The sequence below is a fragment of the Niastella sp. sgz303648 genome, assembly GCF_059587045.1.
This window is the reverse complement of sequence record NZ_JCAPSW010000008.1, coordinates 150,492-162,669: the sequence shown is the minus strand read 5'-3', so window position 1 is coordinate 162,669 and position 12,178 is coordinate 150,492. Positions and strand designations below refer to the sequence as shown.

General features: G+C 42.6%; 12 protein-coding genes. 3 read left to right on the top strand and 9 right to left on the bottom strand.

All coding sequences use genetic code 11. From position 1 onward, the window contains the following. Nucleotides 1–47: 47 nt before the first annotated feature. Entirely contained in the window at nucleotides 48–689 is a 642-nt protein-coding gene (locus AC59IL_RS23415; RefSeq protein ID WP_496554629.1) for a carboxypeptidase-like regulatory domain-containing protein, read from the top strand. 153 nt (nucleotides 690–842) lie between these two features. Then, nucleotides 843–1,736 carry a 3-hydroxyacyl-CoA dehydrogenase family protein gene (locus tag AC59IL_RS23410; RefSeq protein ID WP_496554628.1) on the top strand — a complete coding sequence of 298 codons (894 nt, stop codon included), beginning with the start codon at nucleotides 843–845 and terminating at the stop codon, nucleotides 1,734–1,736. A 69-nt stretch (nucleotides 1,737–1,805) separates the two neighbouring features. Here the strand turns inward: AC59IL_RS23410 and AC59IL_RS23405 are convergent, their stop codons facing one another. The 9 genes from AC59IL_RS23405 to AC59IL_RS23365 form a co-directional block, all read right to left on the bottom strand. After that, nucleotides 1,806–2,861, bottom strand: coding sequence for a T9SS type A sorting domain-containing protein (locus tag AC59IL_RS23405; protein ID WP_496554627.1), 1,056 nt, complete (start codon nucleotides 2,859–2,861; stop codon nucleotides 1,806–1,808). A 171-nt stretch (nucleotides 2,862–3,032) separates the two neighbouring features. Then, entirely contained in the window at nucleotides 3,033–3,773 is a 741-nt protein-coding gene (locus tag AC59IL_RS23400) for a LytR/AlgR family response regulator transcription factor (protein WP_496554626.1), read from the bottom strand. Then, nucleotides 3,770–6,751 carry a sensor histidine kinase gene (locus tag AC59IL_RS23395; RefSeq protein WP_496554625.1) on the bottom strand — a complete coding sequence of 994 codons (2,982 nt, stop codon included), beginning with the start codon at nucleotides 6,749–6,751 and terminating at the stop codon, nucleotides 3,770–3,772. Before AC59IL_RS23395 ends, AC59IL_RS23400 begins: the two co-directional genes overlap by 4 nt. Nucleotides 6,752–7,023: 272 nt before the next feature. Next, the gene (locus AC59IL_RS23390; protein WP_496554624.1) at nucleotides 7,024–7,851 is read right to left on the bottom strand and encodes an XAC2610-related protein; all 828 of its coding nucleotides are present in this window, start codon (nucleotides 7,849–7,851) and stop codon (nucleotides 7,024–7,026) included. Between the two features lie 238 nt (nucleotides 7,852–8,089). Then, a complete protein-coding gene (locus AC59IL_RS23385; RefSeq protein ID WP_496554623.1) occupies nucleotides 8,090–8,311 on the bottom strand; it encodes a hypothetical protein in 222 nt (73 codons plus the stop codon). 42 nt (nucleotides 8,312–8,353) lie between these two features. Next, complete coding sequence (locus AC59IL_RS23380) at nucleotides 8,354–8,965, bottom strand: YigZ family protein (RefSeq protein ID WP_496554622.1); 612 nt, start codon at nucleotides 8,963–8,965, stop codon at nucleotides 8,354–8,356. Between the two features lie 82 nt (nucleotides 8,966–9,047). After that, the gene (locus AC59IL_RS23375; protein ID WP_496554621.1) at nucleotides 9,048–9,932 is read right to left on the bottom strand and encodes a hypothetical protein; all 885 of its coding nucleotides are present in this window, start codon (nucleotides 9,930–9,932) and stop codon (nucleotides 9,048–9,050) included. Next, nucleotides 9,929–10,966 carry a bifunctional diaminohydroxyphosphoribosylaminopyrimidine deaminase/5-amino-6-(5-phosphoribosylamino)uracil reductase RibD gene (ribD, locus tag AC59IL_RS23370; RefSeq protein ID WP_496554620.1) on the bottom strand — a complete coding sequence of 346 codons (1,038 nt, stop codon included), beginning with the start codon at nucleotides 10,964–10,966 and terminating at the stop codon, nucleotides 9,929–9,931. The genes AC59IL_RS23375 and ribD overlap by 4 nt, the downstream gene beginning before the upstream one ends. A 151-nt stretch (nucleotides 10,967–11,117) precedes the next feature. After that, nucleotides 11,118–11,525: a hypothetical protein gene (locus AC59IL_RS23365; RefSeq protein ID WP_496554619.1), complete on the bottom strand. Its 408-nt coding sequence runs from the start codon at nucleotides 11,523–11,525 to the stop codon at nucleotides 11,118–11,120. Between AC59IL_RS23365 and AC59IL_RS23360 the strand changes: the two genes are divergently transcribed. After that, complete coding sequence (locus tag AC59IL_RS23360) at nucleotides 11,519–12,157, top strand: N5-glutamine methyltransferase family protein (RefSeq protein WP_496554618.1); 639 nt, start codon at nucleotides 11,519–11,521, stop codon at nucleotides 12,155–12,157. The genes AC59IL_RS23365 and AC59IL_RS23360 overlap by 7 nt on opposite strands. Nucleotides 12,158–12,178 lie beyond the last annotated feature (21 nt).

The following is a 12,178-nucleotide window of genomic DNA, read 5'->3' as shown; positions in this document are numbered from 1 at the left end:
AGTATTTTGTTGAAGTATTTTGGGCTTTATATATATATTTGACGGGCATGAAAAGACGTTTACTTTTTTTGTTTTTGCTGGCGGTTGCCATCCCCTATGCATCTAAAGCTCAGTTTGAAAAGCTGAAAGACTCCGTTGTGCAGTTATATGGTGTTGTAATGACGGCCGACAGCCTGAAAGCCATCCCCTCTGTAACCGTAATGGTAAAAGGTCAAAATCGTGGTACCATGTCAAATGATCATGGTGTTTTTTCGATCGTGGTGATGAAAGGTGATATTATTGAGTTTTCGTCGATCGGTTACAAACCCAAATTAGCCGAAATTCCCCGCAACATCGATGGCAATCAATACAGCCTCATTCAACTGCTGGTGACCGACACGGTTTACCTGCCGGCGACCATCATCAGGCCCCGCCCCACCAAAGAACAGTTTGAACGCGACTTTGTGAATACCGCTATTCCCGACGATGCTCTTGAAATAGCCCGCAAAAATACCGATGAATCAAAACGCAGGGTATTAGCCCGCACCTTGCCCAGAGATGGTACCGAAAGCTCAAATATGTTTTTACGTAATAATGCTCAAAGATATTATTACAACGGGCAGGCTCCTCCCCAGAATATCTTCAACCCTGCAGCCTGGGCAGAGTTTATTCAGGCCTGGAAACGGGGTGATTTTAAGAACAAGAATTAATGTGATAATTTGCTAATGTGCTGATGGCGGCCACCCCCCGAAATCAAATTGGCACAATATTCAAAATTTTTATATTTTATTTTCAGGTACGTATCTTCATCAGCTAATTAGCACATTAGCTAATTAGCATATTGCTTTCTTAAACTACTGATTATGGATTTAAAAAACGTTGCCGTTATCGGCGCGGGCACCATGGGCAATGGCATTGCGCATGTTTTTGCACAAAATGGTTATTCGGTTAACCTGATAGATGTAAGTGCCGCCCAGCTTGAAAAAGCACTGCAAACCATACAAAAAAACTTCGACCGTCAGATTGCCAAAGGCTTAGCTACCGAAGAACAGAAAAAAAACGCACTTGCACAGCTTACCACATTTACCGATCCCGGCCAGGGAGTAAAAAACACTTCATTGATTGTAGAAGCGGCTACTGAAAATATTGAGCTGAAACTAAACATCTTTAAACAACTCGATGCACTGGCTCCGGCCGATGCTATATTAGCCACCAATACCTCTTCCATCTCCATCACCCGCATTGCGGCAGTTACCAAACGCGCCAGCCAGGTGATCGGCATGCATTTTATGAACCCGGTACCGGTAATGAAGCTCGTTGAAATCATTAACGGATACGCCACCTCGAAATCAGTTACCGACACAATTGTTACCTTAAGCAAACAACTGGGCAAAGTTCCCTGTGTGGTGAACGATTATCCCGGTTTTATAGCCAACCGTATTCTGATGCCGATGATCAATGAGGCCATATACAGTTTATACGAAGGCATTGCCGGAGTTGCAGAAATAGATACCATTATGAAGCTGGGCATGGCCCACCCGATGGGCCCGCTGCAGCTGGCCGATTTTATTGGTTTGGATACCTGCTATGCTATTTTGAATGTATTGCACGATGGTTTCGGCAATCCCAAGTATGCGCCCTGTCCGCTGCTCACCAATATGGTCACCGCCGGTTACCTCGGTGTAAAAACCGGTGAAGGATTTTATAAGTATGAAGCGGGGAGTAAAGATTTAGTGGTGAGTGAGCGGTTTTTATAATAATCATAAAAAAACAACCCCATGGGTAAGTAATCCATGGGGTGTAACATTAAAGTTATCGATGCAGGTTTATTTGCTTAACACCATCTTTTTGGTATCAATTGTTTTTCCGTCAACAACCAGGCTGTAGAAATAAGCACCGGCAGCCAATTCCCCTCCGTTGATTACAACGTTACCGTTTTGTGATGATAAATTATAAGTTTTAACCACCTTGCCGTTCAGGTCTTTAATAGACATGAAGGCCGATTGAAAAGAAGACGGCAGATAATATTTTATGGTAGTGCTGCCTGCGAACGGATTGGGTGAATTTTGTAATAATTGTTTTTCAGCAGTAGTCGATATTCGAATATATCCCTGTTTCAAAGCAGTGATCATTGACTTTAATTCTGCTACTTCATTTTTTAATTTTTCCAGTTCGGGATCAACGTCGGAAGCTGCACGGCCTGTTGAAGCGCCGCGATAAACATTGCCGGCACTGTCAATTACCAGTACATTTCCGGCGCCGGATGGAAGGTTCTGAAGTCTTACAGTACCATTGGTATGAAAATTTGCTGTTGGCACAGCTCCTGTGCCGATGTTGTCATTGCCGGGCAGGTTAATGCCAACACGGTCCTGCGGACTTATTACAATCATTCTTTTGCGTATTGCACCGTTTCCTGAAGCGGGTGGAACGCTTTGATTAGTAATAAAAAAGCAGGTATCCTGTCCAATACCGATATCATACCAGTTTACACCTCCATTGGCAATCGACGGCCCCTGGTTTAACCTGATCAGCCGGCCCATTGTTTGCCCCGAGCTATTTCCCCAGGATTGAGATTGTATATTCCCTGTAATCGTAAACGGGATCACCGTACCTACCACATCCCTGCCTGAAATAGCGATATAACCTGGCTGGCTACTCGTACCTGCTTCCAGTCCGCCGTACGTACCCGATGTAATCGCAATACGTTGCAGATTGTTGGTCCTGAATATTAGTGAATTATTATCCGTAGTGCCTAAAAAATTGGTAGACGGATTGGTGCCGGCATTTCCTGTTAATGACCAGCTTTGTGCAAAAAGTGATCGGCTGCTGATCACTGAAAGGCCAAGGCATAAGCTTGTAATAAAAAGTGTACTTTTTTTCATAAAGTGTGTTTGGTTTAATAGTTTTTATTCCTATTACTTCATGAAAATAGAAACACAACTTTATCTGGTAAACCGAAAAATAACAGGTGCATGCTTTTATGTAATAACTGCGGCGTTTTTGCAAATAACTGCAATAGAAAAGCGGGAAGCATCGCCTTAAATATATTGTTGCTAATGACCCAAACGGCTGAGGAATTCATCCCGTTTGCGTTGTGATACTTCGATGGTTTGGCCGTTGACCAATTCAATATATCCTCCTTTTCCCCTATAATACTTTTTAATATAATTGAGGTTCACCAGGTACGAATGATGTACCCTGCAAAAAACATCGGCCGGCAGCATTTCTTCAAAATCCTTGAGCGTACCTGTAGTTACCAGGCTTTTATCTTTTACAAAATCAATCTCTGTACATCCTCCTTTCGCCGTGCAGCAGATTATATCGGTAATGGGATAAAAGATTAATCCATCTGCAGTAGACAACGCTATTTTAGAAAAAGTATATCCAGGCAACTGGTTATGGAAGAAATCGGGCTTGCGGCTGGTATTTTTTTCCCGGATGCGGGTAACTGCCTTTTCTACTGCGAAGGTAAGATCATCAATATCTATTGGTTTTAACAGGTAATCAAGGGCGCTGTATTTGAAAGCCTGAACAGCATAGGTTTCGAAAGCAGTTACAAATATGATTTCAAAATTTATAGGAAGCAACTGGTTTAAAAGTTCAAAAGCATTTGTTCCGGGCATTTCAACATCCATGAATACCAGATGCGGCTGCGTTTTTCTGATCACCTGTATCGCTTCTGTCGCGTTCATTGCCTCTGCCGTAACCGTTACATCGGGGCAATGCTTTTTCAGTAATTCTTTTAAAATGGTAATATTTTTAGGTTCGTCGTCTATAATATTACATTGTATCATAACTTTAGTTCCTGTTTATCGGCATTAAAGATAGGGAAATGGATCACTATCCCGGTGCCGGCAGCCATTCCTTCATTATCGGTATGATCGGTTATTGCTACGGTTATTTTATGCTTCGCATTTTTATTTATTAAATCAATTCTTTCCTGAGTTAATTGCATACCATGCGACTGGTATTCGCGTGGTTGGCTTGATTTTATTATCTGTGCATTTTTTCGTCCGATGCCATTATCCCGGATAGTACAAATGATATAATTTTCTTTTTTGATTAAACTGATATCAATGCGCCCACGATCGTCTTGCCGGTGTTGAATGCCATGCCGGATGGCATTTTCAATATACGGCTGCAGCATCATGCCTGGTATAAATACTTCATCCTGTATAATATCCTGGTCAACATGTATGACATAACCAAACATATTATTATATCGCATTTGCTCCAGGTTCACGTAAGTAGTTATGTATTTTACTTCATTCGATACAGATATAAAAGGCTGAAAAGAATTATTGAGCGTTTGCCGTATTAAACTGGCAAATTTACTGATATATTTATTGGCGTTCACAATATCCTGATCCAATATAAATGCCTGTATAGAGTTCATGCAATTAAAAATAAAGTGTGGATTCATTTGGGCGCGCAAAGCCTTTTGTTCCAGTTCCAGTAATTGCTGTTCTATCCGTTGCCTGGCCAGCTCCCTGCTTCGTATCACCCGGTTTCTTCGTGTAATGATAAAGGCGGTAGCCAACATACTTACCAATATACATCCAACAATAAACCAGGTTGTTTGCCAGTATGGTGCAGGAACCAATAGTTGCAGGGTATACACTCCGCTTTTGACGCCGAATTTGTTAACGGCAAATAGTTCCAGTTTATATTGTCCGGGTGGTAATGAAATGAGTTCAAGGGATGTTTGAGAAGTAGTTTTCCAGGTTGTGTCGAACCCTTTTAACCGGTAGTAATATACATTGTTGCCTGCCGATTTATAGGAAATGGCTACATAATCAAGGCGAATGCTGTTATTTCCGTAATGTAAGTTTATTGCATTGGCTGCTTCTGTATTCTTTCCATTGATTGCAATACTTAACAATTTTAATTTGCACACCGATGAAGGTGTTTGTACCGTTTTATCAAAATATGAAATGCCTTCCGGAGTGCCGGCATATACCATATTGCCATCAATTAATACGGTATTGATCATGTCTGCAATCAGCCCATCCGACGATGAATATTGCGTTATGGAAGCGGCATTGTTGTGAATGCTTATCCTGTTCAGCCCCTTATCGGTGCCAACCCAAATGCAACCTGTATCAATGGTCACGCATCGGCCGGTATTACTGTTAAGGCCATTGCTTTCGTCAAAATGCCATTTAAGCTGGTTGTCCTTTAAGCCAATCACACCTTCGCTACCGGTTACAACCCAAATAATTCCGTTGTTGTCTTCTTTAATGGCCGTTATTCGTGTTCGTAAAAGCTCACTGATATTACCCAGGTAGTAAACCGTTGTATCGGGTTTTAGCACATAAACACCATTCAATGTTCCAAAATACGTTTCGCCCTTCCGGTAAAGCAAACAGGTTGTTCTGCCTTTCCACAATATTTTGTGCTGTTCTAATTGTGTTAGCCTGGATGTATATAAAGCATTGGAGCCTGCAACGATCAGCTCGCTGTCGTTCTTAAATGCAACCTGTTTAATTGAATTATATCCGGCATATCCCGAAAATGAACTGAATGAAGAAGAAAGCCGTTTCAGATATACACGATGCCCACATCCGGCTACCAGCAGATTGCCTCTTTTTTGCAATGAGGTAACTGCGGCTCTGCTTTCTGCAACAGCATCATTACCCAAAGAAATCAATTGCACAGAGTTACTGGTTATGTGCTGCAGGTATCCCATGTCGGAAGCTGCCCAAATATCACCGTTGGCCGCCTTTTGAAAATCGTACACACCCAGGTTTTGCCCACCGGCAGTTGACGTTTTAAAATTTTTAAAAGCGGCAGAATTCAGCCTGTATACACCGTTATTTAAAGTAGCAAACCAATAGCCTCCTTCTTCATCGACCAGAAAACTGCTGACATTACTATTTTCGAGGAAACGTTTTTCTATGGTGCCACGGAGGAAATTAAACAGCAAAGTGCCATTTGTTGTATTCAGGCAAATAATGGAATCGTTTAAGTAACACATGGTATTCATGGCAGGTACAGTACGCGAATATGCAAGGTGGTAGAAAGCAGACTTTACATTTATAGTGTTATCTATATTCATCCAGCACAATACACGGTCGTTTATAATAAAATGCTCTGCTCCGCCTTTATCTACATTTAAAGTATCCTTCAGAACGAAAGATTTTGTATCTGTGTTATATATTTTGTAAGTATTGAGGATAAAGAATTTTCCAGAGTCGATTGTACCTATTTTTACTATGGAATTTTTACGAACTATTTCCTGCCCGATAGTAGTTACTGCACCGGAAGGATTGATTAAATATAGATGCGAAGGATCTGCAAATAAAATCTCTCCCTTTTTATTTTCCGCTATTCCTGAAACAACATCCTCTGGTTGTATTTTTTTCAGCAACGAATCGTTTTGCCTGTTATATATTTTGCCTTTCCGGTAATAGCAAATGGCATTTTTGAATGGTACAAACCATACCCGTCCCTGAGAATCTTCATATATACGAATAATGGTATTATCGGGCAAACCATCTTTGGTAGTAAAGTTTGTGAAATGAGTTCCGTCAAAACGGCTTAATCCTGTTTCTGTAGCAAACCATATAAATCCTTCTTTGTCCTGGTGTATACAATAAACGGTTGAACCAGCCAGACCGTCTTTTACGTCATAATGTTTATAGCTGTATTCCTGTGCTATGGCTTGAGAAAAGATGAAGCTATTTAACAGAAAAATAAAACAAATGGCCGGGCAGGAATGATGCAACGCAGCAGCAATAGTTACAATAAGGCGTTTATATAAAGAAAACATTTTCAGGGGTCAGATTTAAATCAATCAGACACAAAAATAAACGTAAAATGCGAAATGCTGAATGCAAAACGCAAAACGCGAAACGCAAAACGCCTAACGCGAAACGCTCAATGCAAAACGCCTTAACACTGAACGCGAAACGCCTAACGCAAAACGCTTTAATTGGGGGGTATTCAGCGTTAAGCATTCGGCGTTCAGCGTTAAGCCTTCAGCGTTCAGCGTTAAGCATTGGGCGTTCAGCGTTAAGCCTTCAGCGTTCAGCGTTCAGCCTATTACCACCCAAACTGTTTCTGCCATTTTTCGGGTAAAGGCAAATTGGGTATTGTATAGGCAGGAACTTTTTCGCCATCGCAGTAAATAAAATGTTCAAGGTGCCACCGCGATGAATCGGGCTCACTCCATTGATTCGATGCAAATTCTTCCTGTAATTGCAATCGTCCATCTTCCCATATAAACTTACCGTAAAAGCCTTTGCAATGCTCACCGAGGTAAATTGCTTTTTCTTCGGCTGAAATACCAAAATCAAAAAACGATCTGATTTCGGGTACCTGTACCAGGTTATCAGAATCGTTTTTATACAAATAGATATCCCTGCAGCCTGCACCGGAGCAGTTGCAGGTGCCGGCAGAATAATTCCAGATGATGGATACATCTTTATATCCGTCGAAGTTCACATCGCAGAACTGAACAGCGCTGTCTTTGATTACGCCGTATCCCTTCATTACCTGCCTCAGGTTCCAGTCATTATCTTTTAAAAAGAAGAAAAACAGGTTTTTATTTTCAATACCGGCCAGCGCGTGTTGTTTTTGATCGCTACAAATATTTCCCTGGTAGAATTGTATTTTGGTGGTATCGCCATCGAAAACTGCGAGGGTGTAAAAGCGGTTTTCAGTTTTATGGCCATTGAGTTTGCGAATACAGTAGTCTTTTAAAAACGCAATTTCTTCAGTACTATCCATTGCCCTATCTAACAAAACCTCATACGGAACAGCGTGTACCGACAAGGTGTCTTTCACTTTGCTTTTGCCCCAGGGCCCGCTTTCCGAATTGCAGGCCATGAGCACGATCACAGGGATGATTAATGGTATAAGAAGTTTCATACGCTATCAAATCGAGGTCTGAGGTCTGAGGTCAGAGGTCCGATGTCTGAAGTCTGAAGTCTGAGGTCTGAAGAACCCGAATTGCCGGGCCCATGACTATTTCTTTTCCCCTTCTATTAAAATCTTCGGACTTCCGATTTCCGACTTCGGACTTCTGCTTTCCAAAATAACAGTTTTTTATCAATTAAACAGCCACCCTGTGATTGGGTAATTTTTTCATATAAGATATTTTTCTAAACTAATCAGCCCAGCCAAACTGTTTTTCCCATTTTTCAGGCAGGGAAACCCGTGGAGATGTTATTGAAGATATCTTTTTACCATTGCGGTAAATATTATGCGTAGGCTTCGATACTACAGAATCGGGTTGCATCCATGGAATTGAAAGATATTCTTCCTGCTTTACCAGTTTTCCATCTTTCCAGGTGAATTTTCCAAAAAAGCCATCACAATGCTCTCCCAAATAAATGGCTTTTTCCTTTTCTAAGCCCCTGTAATAGCCAATCTATAAACTATTCTTAACAATTTCAACATTCCTGATCTCCCTAAACTTATACAGCGCTTCGTCGACCCGGCCTTTGGGAATACCGATCACCAGATGGCAGAATAAATTCATATCTTTTTCAAGAATGGTGCAGTTTAATTGTTTAACCACTATCATCACTTCATTCATTTGGGTATAATCAAACTGCAATGTATAGGACACAGTAATAGGCTTTTGAATTACAGGCGTTACCTGCAGCGCAAGAGCCGCGGCCGATTTGTAGGCATTGATCAAACCGGGCACCCCCAATAAAGTTCCTCCAAAATAACGCACTACAATCACCAGTACATTCGTGAGCTTTTTGCTATCAATTTGTCCCAATATGGGTTTGCCGGCAGTACCCGATGGTTCACCGTCGTCGCTTACCCGAAAAGTATTATTATCTAACCCGATGCGGTAGGCAAAACAATGATGGGTTGCTTTTGGATGTTCTTTCTTTATGGCTTCGAGATTCTTTTTGAAATCATCGGCAGATTCAATAGGAAAAGTATAGGCAATAAATTTACTGCCACGGTCTTTAAATTCTGCGGTTGTAGTGCGGTCGATTGTATAAAAAAATTCGGGGTCGGGCATGAGTTTTAACTTTTAATCGCATCTCGACTTCGCTCGATGCTTTAACAGCATCCTTCGACTTCGCTCAGGACGTTCAGGATGTTCATCCATACGCAATCAATGCAATGGCAATCAGCGATAATACTATTCCCACCCAATTGGTGGGTGATAATTTTTCTTTAAATATGAAAAGGGCAACTATGGCGCTTACCAATACAATGCCCATATTGTTAATGGGAATAATAGCCGAACTATTACCGGCATATCCCTTTAATGCTCCCATCAAACACCAGATAGAAAAATAATTCGGCACGCCTATGGCAATACCGGCCACAACAGCTTTACCCAAAAATTGCTCACGACCGCTGATGAGCCTGAATAACAGGATCAGCAGTCCTACTGTTGCTGCTACACAAAACGCCGTGATCAGATAAGCATCCTGGTTAGCCTGACTGATAAAACCCTGCTCAACATATTTTATCATGGTATCGAGCAATCCACTACCTATAAATAATAACAATGGCATTAACCACAACGTCCACGACACATGTTTGCTCTTCAGCGCATTTTTTGACGGTCTTGTGGTAAACCAAACTGCCAGCAGGGCCAGCCCTACCCCACCAATCTTTAAGGTCGTTGCTTTTTCGTGATACAGGTAAATGGAAAATACAAACGGAATTACCAGTGATAATTTATAGGCTACCGTTGTTACCGCCACACCGATTTTTTGTACAACGAATGCGGCCAGGTTAAACAACGAAATAAAGCAACAACCCATAACCAATGCCCAGGGCAGCCAGGGTTGCTGCAACAATGATGATTGCACCGGAAAACTTCCATTCACGATCGATCCGGTGATAACACAAACCATATAATTAAACACTATTGCCTGTAGGTTGCTAATGCCCAACCGGCCTGCGATCTTAAATGCAATGGTAAGCCAGGCAGTGAGGAAGATACTGGCAATGAGTAATAATAAACTGCTCAATGCACCTGGGTTTGCGGGTTCACAAAATAGTTGATGGTGTCGGAAAATATTGACTCCTGTTTTTGCAACCGGCCGGCAGCTATTTGAGGTGCAGCCAAACCGGATGAAACGATCAGTTCGTTATTGGTGATCGTTCGAATTTCATCCCACAATCCTTCATCAATAAATGATTGCAGCAGTTGCGCCCCGCCTTCGACCAGCACACTTTGAATTTTTAACTGATACAATACATGCACTACCTGGTGAACAATGTTTACATCGTGTGTAACCTGGTAATACAACAGGTTTTCCTGTTCTTCGTGACGCAAACTATTAAACACAATTGTTTTTACCTTCCGGTTAAACAACTGCAGCTCCGCCGGCAATCGCAGGTTCATATCAATGACCAGCCGTACCGGATCGGGGCCATTCCATAAGCGGGTAGTTAATGAAGGATCATCGAACAGGGCGGTGTTGGTGCCTACCAGAATTGCGGCTTCTTCACTTCGCCATTTATGCACCTGCCGGTTGGTAAATTCATTGCTGATCAGCAAACGGTTCCCCCCTGCTTCATGAGCTATTTTTCCATTGGCTGTTTGCGCCCATTTTAAAATAATATACGGACGGTGCTGTGTAAAAAAAGTAATAAAGCGTTTGTTTAAATGCAGGGCTTCGTGCTCAAGCACTCCCATGGTAACCTGCACACCGGCAGCCTGTAATTTTTCTACTCCTTTTCCATCTACCTGCTTAAACGGATCGCGGCAGGCGATCACCACATGAGGAATTTTTTGTTCGATGATGAGGTCGGCACAGGGTGGCGTTTTGCCAAAATGCGCACAAGGCTCCAGCGAAACATACATCGTTGATTGTTCGATCAAATGCCTGTGCTCGTCTTTGACCGAATTAACACAATTCACCTCGGCATGCGGACCGCCGTACTGCCGGTGATAGCCCTCACCAATGATACGGTTTTCAAATACCAGTACGGCTCCCACCATGGGGTTTGGCGCCACAAAACCGGCTCCGGCTTTTGCCAGCTCCAGACACCGATGCATATATGGTTGGTGGGTTATTGTCAATGGTGAATCCTAAATGGTGAATAAGGCCGCAAATATAGTTGATTCCGGAATGGCGAATGGAGCGTAATTCCCTTATGTTTATTCACGGTGCATGAGCGGAAAGTGGCAAGGTTTTGCGTTTTTCCGGCTATGCAACCTGCGTTGCCCTGTTCGCCAAATGAAGGGAGGCATTCACCATCTCCGTTTTAATGACTGATACATGAATTACGATGGCCGCCATGCAGATTGAAGCTTTTGCCACACGAATTGAAGTGTTTGCCGCCCTGATTGAAGTTACTGCCGAACGGGATGAAGCGTTTACTATGCTGGCGGAGTCAAATACCCGGTTGGCGGTTTCAGCTACCGCACTTACGGAGTCAACTGCCAGGCAGGCGACGCCATAAAACCGGCTTGCGGTTTCAGCTACCAGGCAGGTGAAGTCAAACATCCGGCAGGAAGTATCTTTTGACAAGCGGGAAAAGGCTTTTACCCGGTTAGCGGTTTCAGCTACCGGGCAGGCGAAGTCAAACACCCGGCAGGAAGTACCTTTTGACAAGCGGGAAAAGGCTTTTACCGGGTTGCCGGTTTCAGCTACCGGGCANGACTTCAGACTTCAGTATTCTCAGACCTCAGACCTCAGGCTTCAGTATTCTCAGACCTCAGACCTCAGGCTTCAGTATTCTCGACATAGGCACCGGAAGCGGATGCATTCCCATATCTCTCAAAAAGAAATTACCACAGGCCGAAGTGTATGCCTGCGATGTAAGTGAAGCGGCACTGGCAGTAGCTGCAAAAAATGCGAACGCCCTGTTGCAAACCCCGGTGCATTTTATTCAGGTTGACTTTCTGAATACAGCTTCGTGGCAACAGTTACCTGCAGTGGATATTATTGTGAGCAATCCACCTTACATACCGCAAAACAATAAACAGTCCATGCAACCGAATGTGCTGGAACACGAACCGCATCTGGCCCTGTTTGTACCCGATAATGATCCCTTATTATTTTATAATGCCATAGCCGGTTTTGCACAACAAAAACTACTACCGGGCGGATGCATCTTTGCAGAAATTCATGAAGACCTGGGCGAACAAACCAAAACGTTGTTTATAGAGAAAGGGTTTTCCTCAGTAGAATTAAAAAAAGATATGCAGGGGAAGGAACGGATGGTTAAAGCATTTAGAAATTAAAAATGAGAAATGTTAAATGAA

Coding starts and splice junctions, on each gene's coding strand:
- AC59IL_RS23415 (WP_496554629.1), top strand. CDS start 48: ATGAAAAGACGTTTACTTTTTTTGTTTTTGCTGGCGGTTGCCATCCCC.
- AC59IL_RS23410 (WP_496554628.1), top strand. CDS start 843: ATGGATTTAAAAAACGTTGCCGTTATCGGCGCGGGCACCATGGGCAAT.
- AC59IL_RS23405 (WP_496554627.1), bottom strand. CDS start 2,861: ATGAAAAAAAGTACACTTTTTATTACAAGCTTATGCCTTGGCCTTTCA.
- AC59IL_RS23400 (WP_496554626.1), bottom strand. CDS start 3,773: ATGATACAATGTAATATTATAGACGACGAACCTAAAAATATTACCATT.
- AC59IL_RS23395 (WP_496554625.1), bottom strand. CDS start 6,751: ATGTTTTCTTTATATAAACGCCTTATTGTAACTATTGCTGCTGCGTTG.
- AC59IL_RS23390 (WP_496554624.1), bottom strand. CDS start 7,851: ATGAAACTTCTTATACCATTAATCATCCCTGTGATCGTGCTCATGGCC.
- AC59IL_RS23380 (WP_496554622.1), bottom strand. CDS start 8,965: ATGCCCGACCCCGAATTTTTTTATACAATCGACCGCACTACAACCGCA.
- ribD (WP_496554620.1), bottom strand. CDS start 10,966: ATGCATCGGTGTCTGGAGCTGGCAAAAGCCGGAGCCGGTTTTGTGGCG.